Source organism: Pseudomonas sp. A125 (assembly GCF_055409485.1).
Map to the genome: position 1 here is coordinate 25,064 of NZ_JBUZVP010000029.1, position 24,609 is coordinate 49,672.

Genomic DNA, 24,609 nt, shown 5'->3' on the forward strand with positions numbered 1-24,609 from the left:
AACCGGGCCTCCCAGCAACCCCCGCTCGATCGCCGGGGTACGTACGCGACAGCTGAAAACGGACTTTCTCCTCAACCGTATCCGACTCAAAAAAGCAGGTTACCCTTCATGCAGTTCAGCAAATTACTGGCAGCACTCTCCACCTACCCGATCCGCCTGCAAATGGAAGAAGGCGACCTGATCATCCTGGGTGACAACGACGCGCTGGATAACGCCCTCTGGGACCAACTGATCGCTCACAAACCCCAATTGCTCGACCTCGTCGCCCAACACGGCGGCGACTGGCTCAGTCCGGCCTACCGCATCACCCCGGACATGCTGCCCCTGGTCAACCTCGACCAGCTTGCCATTGACCGCATCGTCGCCGGCATCCCCGGCGGCGCAGCCAATGTGCAAGACATCTACCCCCTGGCGCCGCTGCAGGAAGGCATGCTCTACCACCACCTCTCAGCCCAACAGGGCGACCCCTACGTGCTGCACGCGCAGTTCGTGTTCGACAGCCGGGCCCGCCTGGAAACCTTCGCCCAGGCCCTGCAATGGGTCATCGACCGCCACGACATCCTGCGCACCTCGATGGCCTGGGATCGCCTCGACGAACCCCTGCAAGTGGTCTGGCGCAACGCCTCGCTGGCCTGCGAAGAGGCCCGCCTGGACGGCGACGTGCTGACCCAGTTGCAAACGCTCTACGACGCCCGCGACTACCGCATGGACCTCGGCCAGGCACCGCTGCTGCGCCTGGTATTTGCCGAAGACCCGCGCAACCAGCGGGTGGTTGCGATGCTGTTGTTCCACCACACCATTCTCGACCACACCGCCCTCGACGTGGTGCGCCGCGAAATCCAGCTGTACCTCGCCGGCCAGACCGAGCAGGCCGGCGCACCTGTGCCGTTTCGCAACTACATCGCCCAGGTCCGCCACGGCGTCAGCGAACAGGCTCACCAAGCGTTCTTTCACCAGATGCTGGCCGACATCGACGAGCCAACCCTGCCGTTCGGCTTGCAGGATGTGCAGGGCGATGGCCATGGTATCGAAGAGACCCGCATCGGCGTCGACGGCGATCTAAGCCGCCGCCTGAGGGCCCTGGTCCGGCCGTTGGGCGTCAGCCCCGCCAGCGTAATGCATCTGGCATTGGCCCAGGTGCTGGGCAAGGTCTGCGGCCGCGAAGCCGTGGTATTTGGCAGCGTAATGCTCGGGCGCATGGGCGCCGGCGAGGGTTCGGACCAGGCCCTGGGTATGTTCATCAACACCCTGCCGCTACGGGTGGATGTGGGCGAACACAGCGTGCGCGACGCGGTGCAAGCCACCCACCAACGCCTGGCCGAATTGCTCAACCACGAACACGCCTCCCTGGCCCTGGCCCAGCGTTGCAGCGGCGTGGCCGCACCCACGCCGTTGTTCAGCGCGATCCTCAATTACCGTCACAGCGATGCCTCGGACACCCAGGCGGTGATCGACATCGCCGACGGCATTCAGGTGATGGGCGCCGAAGAGCGCACCAACTACCCGCTGACGGTCAACGTCGATGACCTGGGCGAGGGCTTTGCCTTTACCGTGATGGTAGACGCCTCGATCGGTGCCACGCGTATTGCCGATTACCTGCATACCGCGCTGGAAAACCTGGTGCTGGCGCTGGAGCAAACGCCAGAGGCACCGCTGCACAGCCTGGGCATCCTGCCCGCCGCCGAACGCCAACACCTGCTGCACGGCCTCAATGCCAGCACGCAGCACTATGCCGATTGCGCACTGATCCACCAGCAAGTCGAAGCGCACGCCGCCAGCCATCCCGAAGCCATTGCGCTGCGCTTCGAACAGCAGCGCCTGAGCTACCGCGAGCTGAACGAACGCGCCAATCAGGTCGCGCATGGCCTGCTCAAACACGGCGTTCGCCCCGACGACCGGGTGGTGATCTGCGTCGAACGCGGCCTGGAAATGATCATCGGCCTGCTGGGCATCCTCAAGGCCGGCGCGGGCTACGTGCCGATTGACCCGGCCTATCCGCAGGAGCGCATCGCCTACACCCTGCAAGACAGCGCGCCGGTGGCCGTACTGGTGCAGGGCAACACCCGCTTTCTGGTGGGCGACGTCACGTCGATCGACCTCAACAGCCTGCAGCACGAGCCCATCGTTAACCCCAACGTTGCGATCAACCCGTCCAGCCTCGCCTACGTGATCTACACCTCCGGCTCCACCGGCCTGCCCAAGGGCGTGATGATCGAACACCGCAACGTGGCGCGGTTGTTCAGCGCCACCGAGCACTGGTTCAAGTTCAACGCGAACGACACCTGGGCGTTGTTCCACTCGTTTGCCTTCGACTTCTCCGTGTGGGAAATCTGGGGCGCGCTGATGCACGGCGGGCAGTTGCTGGTGGTGCCGCAGTGGGTCAGCCGTGCGCCGGATGAGTGTTATGCACTGCTGTGTGAAGCCGGCGTGAGCATCCTCAACCAGACGCCGAGCGCGTTCCGCCAGTTGATCGCGGCACAGGGCCGCAGCCAACAGTTGCATTCGCTGCGCCAGGTGATCTTCGGCGGCGAAGCCCTGGAGCCCGGCATCCTCAAGCCGTGGTACGCCCGGGTGACCAACGCCGGTACCCGCCTGGTCAACATGTACGGCATCACCGAAACCACCGTGCACGTGACCTATCGTGCGCTGGGGGCGGCGGATGCACAGTTGGTCGGCGTGAGCCCGATTGGCGTGCGTATTCCCGACTTGCAGCTGTATGTGCTGGACGCCCGCCGCGAGCCGGTGCCGATGGGCGTGGTGGGCGAGTTGTACGTCGGCGGTGCCGGCGTGGCGCGGGGTTATCTCAACCGCGATGAACTGACGGCCGAACGCTTTCTGGCAAACCCCGTCACCGGTCAGCGCCTGTACAAGACCGGCGACCTCGGCCGCCTGCTGGCCGACGGCAGTGTCGAATACCTGGGGCGCAACGACGACCAGGTAAAAATTCGCGGTTTCCGTATCGAGCTGGGGGAAATCGAAGCGCGCCTGGCCACCTGCGAAGGCGTGCGTGAAGCGGTGGTGGTTGCCCGCGAAGACGCGCCGGGTGACAAGCGCCTGGTGGCCTACGTGATCCCGCAGCAGGCCCACGTGCCCAGCGCCGCTGAACTGCGCGACCACCTGCTGCTGTCCCTGGCCGAATACATGGTGCCCGGCGCCTTTGTGCTGCTGGACACGTTCCCGCTCACCACCAACGGCAAACTCGACCGCAAGGCTTTGCCGGCCCCCGACGCCGAAGCCTTGGCCCGCCGTAGTTATGCAGCACCGCAAGGCGCAGTGGAAACTGCGATCGCCAACCTCTGGCAAGACCTGCTGAAGGTCGACCGGGTGGGGCGCGAGGACAATTTTTTCGAGCTGGGCGGCCATTCATTGCTGGCGGTCAAGCTGATCGAGCGCATGCGCCAACTGGAACTCGGCGCCGATGTGCGCGTGCTGTTCGGCCAGCCGACGTTGGCCGCGCTGGCCGCAGCGGTGGGCGGGCAGCATGAAGTGCAGGTCCCGGCCAACCTGATCAACCAAACAACCCGGCGTATCACCCCGGACATGCTGCCGCTGGTGGAGCTGGACCAACAGGCCATCGACCATATCGTCGCCAGCGTCCCCGGCGGCATCGGCAACGTGCAGGACATCTACGGCCTGGCCCCGTTACAGGCCGGCATTCTCTACCACCACCTGGCGACCACCGAAGGCGATCCCTACGTGTTGCAGGTGCAGTTCAGCTTCAGCGGCCAGGAGCCGGTCGAGGCGTTTATCCGTGCGTTGCAAAGCGTGATCGAGCGCAATGACATCCTGCGTACCGGCGTGGTCTGGGAGGGCCTGGACGAGCCGGTGCAGGTGGTCTTGCGCCAGGCGCTGCTGGTGGTTGAACGTGTCGATGTCGACCCGCAAAACGACGTGCTGGCACAACTACAACAACGCTTTGACCCACGCCACTACCGCCTCGACCTGTCTCGCGCCTCGCTGATGCGGTTTGCCTACGCCGAGGATCAGGGCCGCCATGTCGGCATCCTGCTGCTGCACCACATCCTGCTGGACCACACCGCGCTGCAAGTGCTGGTGGAAGAAATGAGCGCCAGCCTCGCCGGTAGCGCGGGGCAATTGCCGGACGCGGTGCAGTACCGCAACTACGTGGCCCAGGCGCGCCTCGGCGTGAGCGCCGCGCAACATGAAGCGTTCTTCAGCGAGATGCTTGGTGATATCGACGAGCCGACCCTGGCCTTCGGCTTGCACGATGTGAATCGCGATGGCAGCGGTGTAAAAGAAGCACACTTGCCGCTGGACCCGGCCCTGTGCCTGGGCCTGCGCGAGCAGGCCCGCCAGCTCGGCGTAAGCGCGGCAAGCCTGGTGCACCTGGCGTGGGCGCAAGTCCTTGGCCAGGTGTCGGGCCAGGAAGACGTGGTATTCGGCACGGTGCTGCTGGGCCGGATGCAAGGCGGCGAGGGCGCCGACCGGGCGCTGGGGATGTTCATCAATACCCTGCCGCTGCGGGTCAATGTCGGTGCGGTCGGTGTGCAGGCCGGCGTGCGCGCCACCCATGCGCGGCTGGCGCAGTTGCTGGGGCATGAGCATGCGTCGCTGTCCCTGGCCCAGCGTTGCAGTGGTGTGTCCGCTGCGTTGCCGCTGTTCAGTACCTTGCTCAATTACCGCCACAGTGCCCCGGGCGAAACGCCCGGGGCCAGCCCGTTTATCGACGCCGGAATCCAGATTCTCGGTTCCGAGGAGCGCAGCAACTACCCGCTGGTGCTGAACGTCGACGACCTCGGTGTGGGGTTTGCCCTGACGGTGCAAGGCGTGGCCGAAGTGGCTGTGCAACGCGTTGGCGACTATATGCTCAGTGCCTTGCGCAACCTGGTGACGGCACTGCAACAGGCACCGACCACAGCGTTGCACCAGGTGTCTGTGCTGCCTTGCGCCGAGCGGCAGCAAGTGCTGGTGGATTTCAACGCGACCGCCCGCGACTACTCGGCCGGCAGCACGGTTCACGGGTTCTTTGAAGCCCAGGCACTGGCCAGCCCGGAAGCCGTGGCCGTGGTGCACGGCGAGGCGTCGCTGAGTTACCGCGAACTCAACCTGCGGGCCAATCGCCTGGCTCACTTTTTGATCGGCCAAGACGTAAAACCCGGCGACAGCGTGGTCATCGCACTGCCACGCTCCATCGATTTGCTGGTCTGCCAACTGGCAATCCTCAAGTGTGCGGCGGTGTACGTGCCGCTGGACATCAACGCGCCTGACGAGCGCCAAACCTTCATGGTGCAAGACAGCTGCGCCAGGCACGTGCTGAACAACCTCGACACACTGGAACTCGACACGCAGCCAGCGCATAACCCGAACCTGGCCCAGTCTGCCGAAAGCGTGGCGTACATCATGTACACCTCCGGCTCCACCGGCGCCCCCAAGGGTGTGCAGGTTCCGCACCGCGCGGTCACGCGGCTGGTGATCAACAACGGCTACGCCGACTTCAACCACCGTGACCGGGTGGCCTTTGCCTCGAACCCGGCGTTCGACGCCAGCACTCTCGACGTATGGGCGCCGTTGCTCAATGGCGGCTGCGTGGTCGTGGTGGAGCACGCCACGCTGCTGTCCCAGGCTGCGTTTGCTGGGTTATTGCAGGAGCAATCGGTCAGCGTGTTGTGGATGACCGCCGGCCTGTTTCACCAATACGCAGATGCGTTGATGCCAATGTTCCGCCAGCTGCGCTACCTGATCGTCGGTGGCGATGTGCTCGACCCGCAGGTGATCGGTCGGGTGCTTGAACATGGCGCGCCACAGCATTTGCTGAATGGCTACGGGCCCACCGAGGCCACCACGTTCTCTACCACCTTCGAGATCAAGTCGGTGGGTGAGGGCGGTATTCCGATTGGCCGGCCGATCGGCAACAGCCGCGCCTACGTGCTGGATGCGCGGCAGCAACCGGTGCCGCTGGGCGTGGTCGGTGAGCTGTATATCGGTGGTGCGGGTGTGGCCAAGGGATACCTGAACCAGCCGCAACTGACCGCCGAAAAATTTATTGTCGACCCGTTCGGCGACGGCCTGCTGTACCGCACCGGCGACCTGGCGAGCTGGCAGGCGGACGGCACTTTGCTGTACCAGGGCCGCAATGACCATCAGCTTAAAATCCGTGGTTTCCGTATCGAACCCGGTGAAATCGAAAGCTGCCTGGCAGGTTTCCCAGGCGTGAAAGACACGGTGGTGCTGGCCCGCGAAGACGAGCCCGGCGACAAGCGCCTGGTGGCGTACTACACCGCCCAGGCGCCATTGAACATTGAAGCGTTGCGCACACACCTGCAAAGCCGTGTGCCGGATTACATGGTGCCGTCGGCCTACGTCTGGCTGGAACTGTTGCCGCTGACAGCCAACGGCAAGCTGGACCGCAAGGGCCTGCCGGCGCCCGATCAGGATTCACTGTTGAACCGCGGTTTCGAGGCGCCCGAGGGCGAGGTGGAAACCCTGCTGGCGCAGATCTGGCAGGACATCTTGAAGGTTGAGCGCGTTGGGCGCTTTGACCACTTTTTTGAACTCGGCGGCCATTCCTTGCTGGCAGTAAGCCTGATCGAGCGCATGCGCCAGGCCGGGCTGGGCGCCGATGTGCGGGTGCTGTTCAACCAGCCAAGCCTGGCGGCGTTGGCGGCGGCGGTGGGCAGTGGCCGGGAAATCGCGGTACCGGCCAACGGCATTGCGCCGGGTTGCCAGCGCATCACGCCGTCGATGCTGACCCTGGTCAAGCTGGACCAGACAGCCATCGACCGCATCGTGGCCACCGTGCCGGGCGGCGCGGCCAACGTGCAGGACATTTACCCGCTGGCACCGTTGCAGGAAGGCATTCTTTACCATCACATCAGCGCCGAGCAGGGCGACCCGTATTTGCTGCAATCGCGCATGGCGTTTGACAGTGTCGAGCGTTTGCAGGCCTTCATGGGCGCACTGCAAAAGGTCGTGGCGCGCCACGATATTCTGCGTACCAGCGTGGTGTGGGAAGGGCTGGACAGCCCGGTGCAAGTGGTTTGGCGCCATGCCGAACGGGTGGTGCAAAACGTTGTGTTGGACCCGGCCGATGGCGACGTGATCGAACAACTGCACGCACGCTTCGACGCTCGTCGCTATCGCCTGGACATCACCCAGGCGCCCTTGCTGCGCATGGTCTACGCGCAGGACCCGGCCAACCAGCGCGTCGCAGCCATCCTGCTGTTCCATCACCTGGCGCTGGACCACACCGCCATGGAAGTGGTTGGCCAGGAAATGCGTGCGTTCCTGTTCAATCAGGCAGATGAGTTGCCGGTTGCCGCACCGTTTCGCAACTACGTGGCCCAGGCCCGTTTGGGCGTCAGCGCCCAGGAGCATGAACAGTTCTTCCGTGACATGCTCGCCGATATCGACGAGCCCACGCTGCCCTTTGGCGTGCAGGATGTGCAGGGCGATGGCCGGGATATTGAAGAGGCTGAACGGCCGGTGGAGGCGGCATTGGCCTTGCGGGTTCGCGAGCAGGCCCGGCAGTTGGGCGTCAGCGCTGCAAGCGTGATGCACTTGGCGTGGGCTCAAGTCCTCGGCCTCGTGGCGGGCCGCCAGGAGGTGGTATTCGGCACCGTGTTGATGGGCCGCATGCAAGCCGGCGAGGGCGCCGACCGGGCACTGGGCATGTTCATCAACACCTTGCCGTTGCGGGTTGATGTGGGTGCCAACGCAGTACGCGCCGGGGTCAAGGCAACCCATTCCCGCCTCAGCGCGCTGCTCGGCCATGAACATGCGTCCCTGGCGCTGGCCCAGCGTTGCAGTGGCGTGCCGGCGTCGATGCCGTTGTTCAGTGCCTTGCTCAACTACCGCCACAGCACGCCGGGTGAAATGGCCCGCGACGGCCACGGCATCTGGGAAGGCGTGCAGTTGCTCGGCGGTGAAGAACGCAGCAACTACCCGCTGACCCTGAGCGTGGACGACCTGGGTGCGGGCTTTGGCCTGACGGTGCTGGCGCTCGAATCCATCGGTGCGCAGCGCCTGTGCGGCTACATGCACAGTGCGCTGGAGCAACTGGTGGACGCGCTTGAGCAAACGCCGCAAGCGCCGCTGAACCAGTTACCGGTCCTGCCAGCTTCAGAGCGCGAAAAGCTGCTGCGCACCTTCAACGCCACCGCTCGCGCTTACCCGCAAGGGCAAACCCTGCACGGCGCTTTCGAAGCCCAGGCGGAGCGCCTGCCGCAGGCGATTGCAGTGATTCAGGACGGCCAGTCGTTGACGTACCAACAGCTCAACCAGCGCGCCAACCAACTGGCCCATCACCTGCTGGATTTGGGCGTACAGCCCGACGACCGCGTGGCGATTTGCTGCCGACGTGGCCCGCAGATGCTGGTGGGGTTGCTGGCGATTCTAAAATCGGGCGCCGCCTACGTGCCGGTAGACCCGACTTACCCGGCCGAGCGCATCGCTTACCTGCTGCAGGACAGCGCCCCGGTCGCAGTCCTGGCCGAGGCAAACACCCGTGGCGTACTCGGTGACGTCGCCATTGTCGACCTGCAGGGCGACTATCCCGAGGCGACCAATCCGCATGTCGCCAGCCTGACTGCGGCAAACCTCGCCTACGTGATCTACACCTCCGGCTCCACCGGCCAACCCAAAGGGGTAATGGTGGAACACCGCACCGTGGAAAACCTGGTGCATTGGCACTGCGAAGCGTTTGGCCTGCATGCCCACAGCCACACCAGCAGCGTCGCCGGGTTCGGCTTTGATGCCATGGCCTGGGAAGTCTGGCCGGCATTGTGTGCAGGCGCGACCTTGCACCTGCCACCGGCCCATGTCGGCAATGAAAACATCGACGAACTGCTGGCGTGGTGGCTGGCCCAGCCGCTGGACGTGAGCTTTCTGCCGACGCCGGTGGCCGAGTACGCCTTCAGCCAGAACCTGGAGCACCCAAGCCTGCGCACCTTGTTGATCGGCGGTGATCGCCTGCGCCAGTTCACCGTTGAGCGACGGTTCGCGGTGATCAACAACTACGGGCCCACCGAAGCCACGGTGGTTGCCACCTCTGGTCGCGTGCACGCTGGCCAGCCGCTGCATATCGGCACGCCGATGGCCAATGCCACGGTGTACCTGCTGGATGCACAACAGCGTCCGGTGCCGGTGGGCGTAGCGGGCGAACTGTATGTAGGCGGCAGCGGTGTCGCACGCGGGTACTTGAACCGCCCGCAGATGAGCGCCGAACGCTTCCTCGACAACCCTTTCCACCCGGGCCGGCTGTACCGCACCGGAGACCTGGCGCGCTGGTTGCCGGATGGGAATATCGAGTACCTGGGCCGCAACGACGACCAGGTAAAAGTCCGTGGCGTGCGCATCGAACTCGGGGAAATCGAAACCCGCCTGGCGGCTATCGACGGCGTCAAGGAAGGCGTGGTGCTGGTACGCGACGGGCGGCTGGTCGCCTGGTTCACCGAATACACCCCGCTGGGCATCGAAACCCTGCGTGCCGAACTACAAAGCCAGCTGCCCGCGGCCATGGTGCCGGTGGCTTACGTCAAGCTCGACAGTTGGCCGCTGACCGCCAACGGCAAGCTCGACCGCCAGGCTCTGCCCGCGCCGGCTCAGGCCGCCATCCTCAGCCGTGAATATGAAGCGCCGCACGGCGAAGTGGAAACCACCCTGGCGCGCATCTGGGCCGAGGTGTTGCAAGTGGAGCAGGTGGGGCGTCATGACCACTTCTTTGAACTGGGTGGCCATTCGTTACTGGCGGTGAGTTTGATCGAGCGCATGCGCCAGGTGGGCCTGAGCGCCGACGTGCGGGTGCTGTTCAGCCAGCCTACGTTGGCCGCCTTGGCAGCGGCGGTGGGCAGTGGCCGGGAAGTGGTGGTGCCGGTCAACCGCATCGGCGCCGATTGCCAGCGCATCACACCGTCGATGCTGTCGCTGGTGGATTTGGACCAGCCGACCATCGATCAGATCGTCGCCAGCGTGCCGGGTGGCGCCGCCAATGTGCAGGACATCTACCCGTTGGCGCCGTTGCAAGAGGGCATTCTTTACCACCACATCACCGCGGAGCAGGGCGACCCGTACCTGCTGCAATCACACCTGGCATTCGACACCCAGGCGCGCCTGGATACCTTCGCGCGCGCCTTGCAGCAGGTGATCGATCGCCACGACATCCTGCGCACCGGTGTGGTTTGGCAAGGCTTGGCGCAGCCGGTGCAGGTGGTATGGCGCAAGGCTGGGTTGAAGGTCGAAGCGCTGCACCTGGAAGGCGATGTGCTGGCCGGCCTGCATCAGCGTTTCGACGCCCGGCGCTACCGGCTGGACATCACCCAAGGCCCGCTGATCCGCCTGATGTATGCCAATGACCCGGCCAATCAGCGCGTGGTGGCGGTGCTGCTGTATCACCACATTGTGCTGGACCACACCGCGTTCGACGTGGTGCTGCGGGAAATGCAGGGCTACCTGCTGGGCCACGCCGCACCGCTTGCCGCGCCCATGCCGTACCGCAACTACGTGGCCCAGGCGCGGCTGGGTGTCAGCGAGCAGGAGCATGAAGGGTTCTTCCGCCAGATGCTCGGTGATATTCACGAGCCGACGCTGCCGTTTGGCTTGCAGGATGTGCAGGGCGACGGCCGCGATATCGAGGAGTCGAGCCACCACCTGGACGCTGGCCTGTGCCGTCGCTTGCGCGCCCAGGCACGCCTGCTGGGTGTGAGCACCGCGAGCCTGTTTCACCTGGCGTGGGCGCAGGTGCTGGCTGTCACCTCGGGCAAGCCGAACGTGGTGTTCGGCACGGTACTGGTAGGCCGGATGCAGGGCGGCGAGGGGGCAGACCGGGCCCTTGGCGTGTTCATCAACACCTTGCCGCTGCGCCTGGATATCGACGGGCAAGGGGTGCGCGACAGTGTGCGCAGCACCCATGCCCGGCTCACCGCGCTGCTGGGGCATGAACACGCATCGCTGGCCCTGGCCCAGCGTTGCAGCGGGGTGGCGGCGCCGTTGCCACTGTTCAGCGCGATGCTCAACTACCGCCACCGCGGCGGCGCCACCCGTTCACTGGGCGCACAGCACGCCTGGGAAGGCATGCACACCCTGACCAACGACGGGCGCACCAACTACCCGCTGACCCTGAACGTCGATGACCTGGGCGACGGTTATGACTTCACCGCATTGACCCTGGCGCAGGTGGGTGCACAGCGGGTCTGCGGTTATATGCAGATGGCGTTGACGCAACTGGTCGACGCCCTGGAACACGCACCGCAGCAACCACTCGATCGCCTGCCGATTTTGGCTGCTGCGGAGCGCCAGCAACTGTTGGTCGAATTCAACGCTACCCAGGTCGATTACGACCTGGCGCAGACGCTGCACGGTATGTTCCAGGCCCAGGTGGAGCGCACGCCCGATGCTTTGGCGGTAAAGGCCGGCTCGCAATGCCTGAGCTATCGCGAGCTGAACGAGCGGGCCAATCAGTTGGCCCGGCACCTGCGTGAGCTGGGCGTGCAGCCGGATTCGCGGGTGGCGATTTGCGTCGAGCGCGGCCTGGAGATGGTCATCGGCCTGTTCGCGATTCTCAAGGCCGGCGGTGGTTATGTGCCGCTGGACCCGGCCTATCCGCTGGATCGCCTGGCCTACATGCTGCAAGACAGCAAGCCTGCGGCGGTGCTGGTGCAGGGTGCTACCCGCGCGCTGCTGGGTGAAGTCGCGGTGCCGGTAGTGGACCTGGACCAGAACACCTGGCAGCACCAGCCTTTACATAATCCGCGGGTGCCGGGGCTGACTGCGCAACATCAGGCCTACGTGATCTACACCTCCGGTTCCACCGGCCAGCCCAAGGGTGTGATCAATGAGCACGCAGGCGTGGTTAACCGTTTGCTCTGGATGCAGGACGCCTACGGCCTCAGCGCCACTGACGCGGTGTTGCAGAAAACCCCGTTCAGCTTCGACGTGTCGGTGTGGGAGTTCTTCTGGCCTTTGTTCACGGGGGCGCGACTGGTCATGGCGCGCCCTGGCGGGCACAAGGATCCGGCCTACCTGTGCGAGGTGATCGAGGCAGAACAGATCACCACCGTGCATTTTGTGCCGTCGATGCTCGACGTGTTCCTGGCCCATGGCGATGTGAGCCAGGGTGCCGGGCTGCTGCGGGTGATGTGCAGCGGCGAAGCGTTGCCCGGCAGCCTGGTGCGACGCTTCAAGCAGCAGTTGCCCGGTATCGGTTTGTACAACCTCTACGGCCCGACCGAGGCGGCAGTGGACGTGACGGCCTGGAACTGCGCCAGGCCCCAAGTGCCGGACAACACGCCCATTGGCAAGCCGATTGCCAACACCCGCCTGTACCTGCTGGACGCCCAGTTGCAGCCGGTGCCGCTGGGGGTGGTGGGCGAGCTGTTTATTGCGGGTGTGCAAGTGGCGCGCGGCTACTTGCACCGTCCTGAACTGACGGCCGAGCGGTTTCTCAAGGACCCGTTCAACCCCGGCCGCATGTACCGCACTGGTGACCTGGGGCGCTACCTGCCGGATGGCAATATCGAGTACCTGGGCCGCAACGACGACCAGGTGAAAATCCGTGGCCTGCGCATCGAACTGGGGGAGATCCAGGCGCGCCTGACCGAGTACCCGCACGTCAACGAAGCCGCCGTATTGGCCCGCGACGAACGCCTTGTTGCGTACTACACCGGTGTGCAGGCGGATATCGAACAGTTGCGGGCGCACCTGCTGGCACGTTTGCCGGACTACATGGTGCCCGCGGTGTTCGTGCACCTGGAGGCGTTGCCCCTGAGCCCCAACGGCAAGCTTGACCGCAAGGCGCTGCCGGCACCGGGTGTGGAATCACTGATCGTGCGCGAATACGACGCCCCGCAAGGCGACACCGAAATCACCCTGGCGCGCCTGTGGGCCGAGCTGCTGAAGGTGGAGCGGGTAGGGCGCCACGACAACTTTTTTGAGCTGGGCGGGCACTCGTTGCTGGCTGTCAGCTTGATCGGGCGCTTGCGCCAGGAAGGCATGGAAGCCGATGTGCGGGGGCTGTTTGAACAACCGACCCTGGCCGGCTACGCCGCAATTACCGAACGAATGGAGATCGTCCTGTGAGCATCATCGAACTGTTGGCGACACTTAAGGCCAGGGATGTGCAACTGGCGCTCAAGGGTGATCAGTTGTCGGTGCAGGGCAACAAACAGGCCCTGAGCGACCCGACCCTGCTGGCCTTGCTGCGCGAACACAAGCCGGCGCTGATCGAGCTGATCAAGGCCGGCGGATACTCGGCCACCAAGGCCGGTGACGTGCAGGTGCCGGCCAATGGCATTCCGGCGGGCGCCGCCGCCATTATCCCGGCGATGTTGACCTTGTCGAGACTGAGCCAGGCGTCGATCGATCGCATCATCGAAACGGTCGACAGTGGCGTGGCCAATGTGCAGGACATATACCCACTGGCGCCGTTGCAGGAAGGCATTCTCTATCATCACGTCAGTGCCGAACACGGCGACCCGTACATCATGCAGTCGCTGTTTGCCTTCGACAGCCTTGAACGTTTCGAGGGTTTTGCCCAGGCCCTGCAACAGGTCATCGACCGCCACGACATCCTGCGTACCGGGGTGGTGTGGGAAGGCCTGGAAGAGCCGTCGCAAGTGGTGTGGCGCAGGGCGCGCCTGGCGGTGCAGGCGATTGAGCTGGACGCGGCCGAGGGCGATATCGCCGCCCGGCTGCACCACTTGTACGATGGCCGCCACTACCGCATGGACGTGACCCGCGCACCGCTGCTGCAACTGGTGCGGGCCTGGGATGAGGCCGGCCAGCGCGTGGTGGCGATGCTGTTGTTCCACCACATGGCCTTGGACCACAGCGCCCTGGAAGTGGTCTGCCACGAGATGCAAGCCTGCCTGTTGGGCAAGGCTGGCCAGTTGGGCCAGGCCGTGCCGTTTCGCAACTATGTCGCCCAGGCGCGCCTGGGCATCAGCGAGCAGGAGCACGAAGGTTTCTTCCGGCAGATGCTCGGCGACATCAGCGAGCCCACCTTGCCCTACGGCCTGCAGGATGTGCAGGGCGACGGTGACAACATCCAGGAGATCAGCCAGCCACTGGCCGCGCCATTGAGCCGGCGCTTGCGCGCCCAGGCCCGCCAGTTGGGGGTGAGCGCTGCCAGCCTGTTCCACATGGGTTGGGCCCAGGTGCTGGGGGTACTGGCGGGCAAGGAGCAGGTGGTGTTCGGTACGGTGCTGATGGGCCGCATGCAGGGCAGCCACGACACCGACCGCGCTTTGGGGATCTTTATCAACACCTTGCCGTTTCGGGTGGATGTGGGCGCCGACGACGTGCGCGCCGGGGTCAGGGCTACGCATGCAAGGCTGACGACGTTGCTGCGCCATGAACATGCGGCGCTGGCCCTGGCCCAGCGGTGCAGCGGCGTGGTGGCGCCGACGCCGCTGTTCAGCGCGTTGCTCAACTACCGCCATAGCGCGGGTGGTGCGAGTGCCGAGGCGGTCTCGGCCTGGCAGGGTATTCAAGCCTTGCGCTCCGAGGAACGCACCAATTACCCGTTGACGTTGAGCGTCGATGACCTGGGCGAAGACTTCAGCCTGAGCCTGTTGGCCAGCGCCCAGGTTGACCCGCGGCGGGTGTGCGGCTACCTGCAAACCGCCCTGGAAAGCCTGGTACAGGCGCTGGAACACGCACCCCAAACCTCATTGAATCGCTTGCCGGTGCTGCCCGAGGCCGAGCAGCGTCAACTGCTGGAGCAGTACAACGCGACCGCCGCCGACTTCCCCCAGGGCACCACCCTGCACGGGCGCATCGAGGCGCAAACCCTGCGGACCCCGGACGCGGTAGCCGCGGTGTATCAGGGCCGCCAACTGACCTACGCCGAGTTGAATCAACAAGCCAACCTGCTGGCCCATCACCTGCTGGCGCTTGGGGTAAAGCCCGACGACCGGGTGGCCATCGTCGCCCGGCGCGGGCTGGACACCCTCGCCGGGTTGCTGGCGATCCTCAAGTCCGGCGCATGCTACGTGCCGGTGGACCCGTCGCACCCGGCCGAGCGCCTGAACTACCTGCTCACTGACAGCGCACCCGTTGCGGTGCTGACCCAGCAAGCGCTGTTGGAGCGCCTGCCGGCGCTCGACGTGCCGGTGATCAACCTCGACCGTTTCACCTGGCATCACCATTCGGCCAGCAACCCCCAAGTCGCCGTCAGCCCCTCCAACCTGGCCTACGTGATCTACACCTCCGGCTCCACCGGCCTGCCCAAGGGCGTGATGGTGGAGCATCACACCGTGGCCAACCTGGTGGGCTGGCATTGCACCGCGTTTGACCTGTGCGCGGGCCGGCACACCGCCAGCGTTGCCGGTTTCGGCTTTGACGCGATGGCCTGGGAAGTCTGGCCGGCCCTGTGCGTGGGCGCCACCTTGCACCTGCCGCCGGCCCACGACGGTGCCGAAGACATTGATGCGCTGCTGGACTGGTGGCGCGCGCAGCCGCTGGACGTGTGCTTCCTGCCCACGCCCGTGGCCGAATATGCGTTCAGCCAAAACATCGAACACCCAACCCTGCGTACCTTGCTGATTGGCGGCGACCGCCTGCGCCAGTTCCCCCGTGCCCAGCGTTTCGAGGTGATCAACAACTACGGCCCCACCGAAGCCACGGTGGTCGCCACCTCTGGCCGGACCGAGCCCGGCCAGCCGTTGCACATCGGCAAACCTATCGCCAACGCCAGGGTTTACTTGCTGGACCCTCAACAGCGCCCGGTACCCCTGGGCGTTGCCGGTGAACTGTATGTGGGCGGCAAGGGTGTGGCGCGGGGGTATCTCAACCGCCCGCAAATGACTGCCGAACGCTTCCTCGATGATCCGTTCACCGAGGGTCGCCTGTACCGCACCGGCGACTTGGCGCGCTGGTTGCCGGACGGGAATATCGAATACCTGGGCCGCAACGACGACCAGGTGAAAATCCGTGGCGTGCGTATCGAACTGGGAGAAATCGAAACCCGCCTCAACCAGTTGCCGGGTCTTCAGGAAGCCGTGGTGCTGGCCCGTGAAGACCAGCCCGGCCACGCACGGCTGGTGGCTTACTTCACCGAAAACCCGCAGTTCGACGCCCTTGAAGTGGGCGAGATACGCGCGCACCTGGTGGCGCACTTGCCGGACTACATGGTCCCCGTGGCCTACGTCAAGCTCGACGCATTGCCGCTTACCGCCAACGGCAAACTGGACCGCCAGGCGCTGCCGAAGCCGGACCTGGCCGCTGTCTTCACCCGCGAATACGAGGCGCCCCAGGGCGATATCGAAACCGTCCTCGCGCAAATCTGGGCCGAGGTGCTGCAGGTGGAGCGCGTCGGGCGCCAGGATCATTTTTTTGAACTGGGCGGGCATTCGTTACTGGCCATGCGCATGGTGTCCCAGGTGCGCCAGCGCCTGGGTGTCGACCTGGCGCTGGGTGAGCTGTTCGCCAATGCCGAACTGGCGGCGGTGGCGCAGGTGTTGGCCCAAGCGGGGCGCAGCACCTTGCCGGATATCCTGCCGGCGGCCCGCGATGCGGACGTGCCGTTGTCGTTTGCCCAACAACGCCTGTGGTTTCTGGCGCTGATGGAAGGCGCCAACACCGCCTACAACATCCCGATCGGCCTGCGCCTGCGCGGGCAGTTGCACGTTGATGCCGTGCAACGCGCGCTGGCGCGGATCGTCGCGCGGCACGAGACGTTGCGCAGTCGTTTTGCCCAGCAGGATGACGACGCCCACGTGCTGATCGTGCCGCCTGAAGAGGTGATGCCCCTGCAAGTGCAGGACCTGCGCTGCCACCCGCAAGCCCAGCAGGTGCTGGACGCGTTGATCCAGGGCGAAGCCTCGGCACCTTTCGATTTGCAACGCGGCCCGCTGCTGCGCGGGCGGCTGGTCATCATGGCCGACGACCATCACGTGCTGCTGCTGACCCTCCACCATATCGTATCCGATGGCTGGTCCATGGGCGTGCTGACCCGCGAATTGATGGCCTTGTACCAGGCCTTCAGCCACGGTGAGGCTGATCCATTGCCGGCGCTGCCGATCCAGTACAGCGACTTCGCCATATGGCAGCGCCTGTGGCTCAGTGGCGAGGTGCTGCACCGCCAGAGCAGTTACTGGCAGCAAACCCTCGCCGGCGCGCCAGCCCTGTTGATGCTGCCTACCGACCGTCCACGCCCGGCCCAGCAGGACTATGCCGGCAGCAGCGTCGACGTACGCCTGGATGAACGCCTGAGCGCCGGGCTCAAAGCGCTCAATCAACGCCACGGCACCACCCTGTACATGCTGATGATGACCGCGTGGGCTTCATTGTTGACGCGCCTGGCCGGGCAGCAGGAGGTGGTGATCGGCTCGCCGGTCGCCAACCGCCAGCGGGCCGAGGTGGAAGGCTTGATCGGGTTGTTCGTCAACACCCTGGCGGTGCGCATCGATACCTCGGGTGAGTTGAGCGCCGAGGCGCTGCTGGCGCGGGTCAAGGGGCTGACCCTGGAGGCCCAGGCCCATCAGGACCTGCCGTTTGAACAGGTGGTGGAAATCACCCGGCCAATCCGCAGCCTGGCCCACAGCCCGCTGTTCCAGACGATGTTGACGTGGCAGGACAGCGACGCGCCGGCCCTGGCCCTGGGCGACCTGAGCCTTGAAGGGATCGTGGAGGACAGCCACTTTGCCAAGTTCGACCTGTCGCTGAACCTGGGCGAGGCCCGGGGTGAAATTCGCGGCACGCTGGAATATGCCACCGCTTTGTTTGATGAGGCGACGATGCTGCGGTATGTCGGCTACTTCATCCGCGTACTGCAGGCCATGGTCGATAACGATCAGGCGGTGCTGGAGCATGCGCAGTTGCTGGACGAGCAGGAGCGTGAGCACCTGCTGTTCGACTTCAACGCCACCGATGTGGCGTACAACCTCGACCAGACGCTGCACGGTATGTTCGAGGCCCAAGTGGAACGCACGCCCGACGCGCTGGCGGTGAAAACAGGCGCGCGGTGCCTGACCTATGCCGAGCTGAACCAGCGGGCCAACCAGTTGGCGCACCACCTGCGTGAGCTGGGTGTACAGCCCGATTCGCGGGTGGCGATCTGCGTCGAGCGCGGGCTGGAGATGGTTGTCGGCCTGTTCGCGATCCTCAAGGCGGGCGGTGGTTATGTACCCCTGGACCCGGCGTACCCGCTGGAGCGTATTGCCTACATGCTCCAGGACAGCGCCCCGGCAGCCGTGCTGGTGCAGGGTGAAACCCTTTCGCTGCTGGGCAACGTGACGGTGCCGGTGGTCGATCTGGACCAGCACACCTGGCAGCACCAGCCTGTGCAGAATCCGTGGGTGGCGGGGCTGACTGCGCAGCATCAGGCCTACGTCATCTACACCTCGGGTTCTACCGGCCAACCGAAGGGCGTGATCAACGAGCACGCGGGCGTGGTCAACCGCCTGCTGTGGATGCAGGACGAGTACGGGCTCACGACGCAGGACGCGGTGTTACAGAAAACCCCGTTCAGCTTTGACGTGTCGGTGTGGGAGTTTTTTTGGCCGCTGTTCACCGGCGCCCGGTTGGTGATGGCCCGTCCCGGCGGGCATAAAGACCCGGCCTACCTGTGTGAGGTGATTGAGTCCGAGCAGATCACTACCTTGCACTTTGTGCCCTCGATGCTGGAGGTGTTCCTGGCCCATGGCGATGTCAGCCAAAGTGCCGGTTTGGTGCGGGTGATGTGCAGCGGTGAAGCCTTGCCCGGCAGCCTGGTGCGCCGCTTCAAACAGCAATTGCCAGGGATCGGTTTGTACAACCTCTACGGCCCTACCGAAGCGGCGGTGGACGTGACGGCGTGGGATTGCGCCGGGCCTGTCACCCCAGACAACACGCCCATCGGTATGCCGATTGCCAACACCCGGCTGTACCTGCTGGACGGGCAGTTACAGCCCGTGCCATTGGGCGTGGTGGGCGAGCTGTTTATCGGTGGCGTGCAAGTCGCACGGGGTTACTTGCACCGTGCGGAACTCACCGCCGAACGCTTCCTCAAGGACCCGTTCAGCGCAGGCCGCATGTACCGCACCGGCGATGTCGGGCGCTACCTGGCGGACGGCAATATCGAGTACTTGGGCCGCAATGACGACCAGGTAAAAATCCGTGGCCTGCGTATCGAACTCGGCGAGATTCAGGCGCGGCTGCTCCAGTTTGCGCAGATCAGCGAAGCCGCCGTCGTCGCCCGTGATTCACGGCTGGTGGCTTACTACACTGGCGTGCAGGCCGAAATCGATGCCCTGCGCAGTCACCTGCTGGAACACCTGCCGGACTACATGGTGCCGGCGACCTTCATGCACCTGGACGCGTTGCCGTTGAGCCCCAACGGCAAGCTCGACCGCAAGGCACTGCCGGCGCCGGGCCTGGAGTCGGTGATCGCCCGGGAATACGTCGCGCCTGTGGGTGAAACCGAAATCACCCTGGCCGGCCTGTGGGCGGATCTGCTCACGGTGGAGCGGGTCGGCCGTCACGATAATTTCTTCGAGTTGGGTGGCCATTCGCTGCTTGCCGCCAGCCTGATCGGCCGTATGCGCCGGGCCGGCCTGTCGGCAGATGTGAAGGTTTTGTTTGGCCAGCCGACGCTTGCGGCGTTGGCGGCAGCAGTGGGCGGTGGCCGCGAAGTGGCGGTGCCGGGCAATGGCATTGCGGCCGATTGCACGCACATCACCCCGGACATGCTGACGCTGGTGAGCCTGGAGCAACCCGCCATCGACCGTCTGGTGGCGACGATTCCCGGCGGCGCGGCCAACGTACAGGACATCTACCCGCTGGCCCCGTTGCAGGCCGGGATCCTGTACCACCACCGGGCGGTGCAGCAGGGTGACGCCTATCTGTTGCAGGCGCAGTTCGCCTTTGCCAGCGTTGAGCGCCTTGACGCGTTTGCCCAGGCGTTGCATGCGGTGATCGAGCGGCATGACATTTTGCGCTCGTCGATGCACTGGGACGGGCTGGCGGAGCCGCTGCAGGTGGTGTGGCGCAGCGCGTCGTTGCGGGTTGAGGCGATTGAGGTGACGGGCGATGTACTGGGGCAATTGCAGGCACGCTTCGGCCAGCACCGATTGGACCTGGCCCAGGCGCCGTTGATGCGCCTGGTGTACGCCGAGGACCCGGCCAACCAGCGGGTGGTTGCGCTGTTGCTGTTCCATCACCTTGTGATGGACCACGTTGCACTGCAAGTGCTGCAGCACGAAATGCAGGCTTGCCTGCTGGGCCGTCGCGAGCAGTTGGGCGCGGCGGTGCCGTATCGCAACTATGTGGCGCAGACGCGGCTGGGGATGCGTGAGCAAGAGCACGAAGGGTTCTTTCGCGAGATGCTCGGGGATATCGATGAACCGACGCTGGCGCTGAATGCACCCGGGGAAGCGCTCCAGGCCCGGCTGGGCGTCGACCCGCTGCTGGACCGGCGCCTGCGCACCCTCGCGCGTCACCTTGGGGTGAGTGTCGCGAGCCTGATGCACCTGGCCTGGGCCCAGGTGTTGGGCAAGGTATCGGGCCGCGAGCAGGTGGTTTTCGGCACCGTGTTACTGGGCCGGCTGCAGGGCGGCGAAGGCGCCGAGCGCGCATTGGGCGTGTTCATCAACACCTTGCCACTGCGGGTCGACCTGGGTGAGCTCACGGCGCACGCGGCGTTGATGGCCACCCATGCACGGCTGACCCAACTGCTCAGTCATGAGCATGCGCCGCTGACCCTGGCCCAGCGTTGCAGCGGGCTGGCGGCCAACACGCCGCTGTTCAGTGTGCTGTTCAACTATCGCCACAGTGCGCCGCAAGCCAGTGAGGTGGCCCAGGCCTGGCAGGGCATGCACGTGCTCAAGGCCGAGGAGCGTAGCAACTTTGCGCTGTCTATGAGTGTGGATGACCTGGGCGACGGGTTCACCCTTGACGCTATGGGGCAGGGCGCGCCACGCCTCTGTGCATACCTGCATGTCGCGCTGGAACAACTGATGCAGGCGTTGGAACACCATAGCGGGACGGCGATCAGCCAACTGTCGATCCTGCCGCCGGCGGAGCGTGAAAAACTGCGGGTGGAATTCAACGCTACCCGGCGCGTGTTCCCTCATGAACATACCGTGCAGCGTTTGTTTGAGGCCCAGGCCCAGGCGCGCCCGAACGCTGTTGCCGTGGTGCATGGCGAACAGGTCCTACATTACGGCGAGCTGAATATTCGCGCCAACCAACTGGCGCACCATCTGCGCAGCGTGGGCGTGCAGCCCGGCGACCACGTGGCGATCCTGCTGCCACGCTCGGTCGACCTGCTACTCAGCCAACTGGCGATCCTCAAATGCGCGGCGGCTTATGTGCCGCTGGACATCCACGCCCCGGCCGAACGCCAGGCCTTCATGGTGCAGGACAGCGGCGCGGTGTGGCTGTTGACCCATAGCAGCGCGCCCGTGGATTACCCGGCCCGGCGCATCGACCTCGACACCCTGGCGCCGGAGCCGCAACCGAGCCACAACCCGGATTTGTCGCAGTCCTCGCAGCGTGTGGCGTACATCATGTACACCTCCGGTTCCACCGGAACCCCCAAAGGCGTGTTGGTGCCGCACCGGGGCATCACCCGGCTGGTGATCAATAACGGCTACGCCGATTTCACTGCCCATGACCGCGTGGCATTCGCCTCCAACCCGGCGTTCGATGCGAGCACCATGGACGTGTGGGGCCCTTTGCTCAACGGCGGCCAGGTGTGGGTGACCGACCATGCCACTGTGCTCGACCCGGGCGCGTTCGGGCGGGCACTGAAGGCGGGCGGGGCGACGATCCTGTTTGTCACCACTGCGCTTTTCAATCAGTACGTGCAGTTGATTCCCGACGCGTTGGCCGGGCTGCGCATCCTGTTGTGCGGCGGCGAGCGAGCGGACCCGGCGGCGTTTCGCAGCCTGCTGGCCCAGGCGCCCGCGCTGCGGTTGGTGCACTGCTACGGCCCGACTGAAACCACGACTTACGCGACTACATATGAAGTACAAACCATTGCCGCCGATGCCGAAAGCGTGCCCATCGGCCGGCCAATTTCCAACACGCAAATCTACCTGCTGGATGCGTACTTGCAGCCGGTGCCGCTGGGCGTGGTCGGGGAGATCTGCATTGGCGGGCACGGCGTGGCCAAGGGGTATCTGAACCGGCCAGGGCTGACGGCCGAGAAGTTTGTCGACGATCCGTTTGGCGAGGGTGTGTTGTACCGCACCGGCGACCTCGGGCGCTGGTCGGCGGACGGACTGCTGGAGTGCATTGGGCGTAATGACGACCAGGTGAAGATTCGCGGCTTTCGCATCGAGCTGGGCGAAATCGAGGCGAGCCTGGCGACCTGTGCCGGGATCAAGGAGGTGGTGGTGCTGGCGCGGGAGGATGTGCCGGGGGACAAGCGCCTGGTGGCGTACTACTGCGGCGAACCGCTCGCCATCGATGTGCTGCGCGGCCACCTGCTGCGGCACCTGCCGGACTACATGGTGCCGTCGGCCTATGTGCCGCTGGAAAAAATGCCGCTGACGGCCAACGGCAAAATCGACCGCAAGGCCCTGCCGGTGCCCACGATGGAGGCGCTGGCAAGCCGTGGGTTCGAGGCACCGGCGAACGAGCTGGAACAGACCCTGGCCCGCCTCTGGTGCGAGGTGTTGAGGCTGGAGCAGGTCGGTCGGCATGACAGTTTCTTTGAACTGGGCGGGCATTCGTTGTTGGCGATCCGGCTGGTCAACCTGATGGAAGAAGCGGGGCTTGCGGTATCGCTCGCGGAGCTGTTCCAGCATGCCAGCGTGGCTTCGGTGGCCGCGATGCTCGGCCAGCGTACGGCGCGCGAGGACAACAGCTCGCTGATCACCGTACGTTCCGGCGGTAGCCAACCGCCGTTGTTTCTGGTGCACGAGTTCAGCGGCATGGACGTGTATTTTCCGGCGTTGGGCCGGCACCTGCCGGGAGACTACCCGATCTATGGCTTGCCCGGCGCGCCCCTTGGTGAGGCGCAGCTGCAGACCATGGAAGGCCTGGCGGCGCGGCTGGTGGGGATCATTCGGTCGGTGCAACCCCATGGGCCGTATCGACTGGCGGGTTGGTCGTTTGGTGGGGTGTTGGCTTATGAAGTGGCGATGCAGCTGCAGGGGTTGGATGAGCCGGTGGCGTTCCTCGGGTTGATCGACAGCTACGTGCCGCGCCTGACCGACCAGGGCAAGGCGCGCTGGGCCGGGCCGGACGCCCTCAAACGGCATTTGCTGTTGCAGTGCACGGCGTATTGGAACGCACAGGGAGGTGTGGATGAATTGGCAAGCCTTGGGCAACTGGAAACGCAGGTTGGGCAGCTGGACTTTGCTGGCGTGCTGCAACGCTGCCGCGATCGGCATTTGTTGTACGCGCAGATGGCGGCGGCAACGGACGCGGACCTGTTGAGTTTTATCGAGCGGGAAGTCGGGCACGGGCATGCGTTGGCGCATTACAGCTTGTTCCCGATGCCGCTGGCGGTGCACTTGTTCAGCGCCGCACAGCGGCCGACGCAGCTGTCGCGGCGCAGCCTGGACCTGGGTTGGGATGCGGCACTGGCCGTGGGGCAATTGCGCCGTATTGAAGTGCCGGGGGATCACCAGAGCATGATGCAGGCGCCGCATATCCAGGCGCTGGGGCAGGCGCTGGGTGATGCATTGGCATCGAGTGAGGCGCCGGATGTGGCGGTGCATCAGCCGTTGCTGCGGATCCAGAGTGGCCGTGCCGGGCATGCGCCGGTCTTCTGTGTGCCGGGGGCGGGGGATAGCGTGACCGGGTTTGTGGGGCTGGCTGAAGCGCTGGGCCGCGACTGGCCGATCTTTGGGTTGCAGCCGCGTGGGCTGGATGGGAAGGCGGTGCCGCACAGTCAGGTCGAGGCGGCGGCGTGCTGTTATTTGCAGGCGTTGGAGCAGGAGTGTCCTTTGGGGCCGGTGCATCTGGTGGGGCATTCGTTTGGTGGCTGGGTGGTGTTTGAGATGGCCACGCGGTTGCAGGCTCTGGGGCGTGAGGTGGCGTCGTTGACGTTGATCGACAGCGAGGCGCCCGGTGGGAGTGGGGTGGTGGGCCGGCCCTATACCACGACCGGGGCGTTGTTGCGGTTGGTGGAATCGATGCAGGTGGCTTCGGGTAAGTCGCTTGGGATTGATGCGGTGGGTTTTGCCGGGTGCGATGAGGTGGAGCAGCGGCGGTTGTTGCATGCGGGGATGGTGGGGGTTGGGCTGTTGCCTGCGCGGTCGTTGGTGGGTGCGATGGATGGGCCGACGCGCACTTATGCGTCGGCGTTGCGCACGGTTTATCGGCCTGTTCGGCGGTATGAGGGGGTTGTGCGGTTGGTGTTGGCGCAGGATCCGGCGCTGGATGTGGCGGGGAATCAGCGGGAGCAGGGGTTGATGGTTGAGGGGTGGCGCGGGTGCACCGGGTCGTTGGAGGTCTGGTACGGGCCGGGGAATCATTTTTCGTTGCTCAAGGCGCCGAATGTGTTGAGTTTGGCGGCTTGGTGGGGGGATGGGGTTTTTGCTGGGGAGCGGGTTTTGTGAGGGTACATATCCGTTGCTGCGGTAACGGCGGCTTATGGTTCCGCTCTTACAGCGGGTCACCTGGGTGGTGGGGCAAGAGCGTTTTGCTTACTTTTGCGCTGTTCAAAAGTGAGCCGCTGTAAGGGCGGAATCAATATCAGCCGTTACCAAAAAACGGATATGT

The 24,609-nt window shown here is 65.0% G+C and carries 2 protein-coding genes; both read left to right on the top strand.

The window, feature by feature from the left end:
- The first annotated feature begins 108 nt into the window (after positions 1-108).
- Positions 109-13,032, top strand: coding sequence for an amino acid adenylation domain-containing protein (locus ACZRN6_RS29150; RefSeq protein ID WP_464009457.1), 12,924 nt, complete (start codon positions 109-111; stop codon positions 13,030-13,032).
- Positions 13,029-24,446, top strand: a complete 11,418-nt coding sequence (locus tag ACZRN6_RS29155; RefSeq protein ID WP_464009458.1) for an amino acid adenylation domain-containing protein — start codon at positions 13,029-13,031, stop codon at positions 24,444-24,446. Before ACZRN6_RS29150 ends, ACZRN6_RS29155 begins: the two co-directional genes overlap by 4 nt.
- The last annotated feature ends 163 nt before the right edge of the window (positions 24,447-24,609 follow it).

Excerpts from the sequence above, each read along its gene's own strand:
- ACZRN6_RS29150 (WP_464009457.1), top strand. The coding sequence starts at position 109 with ATGCAGTTCAGCAAATTACTGGCAGCACTCTCCACCTACCCGATCCGC.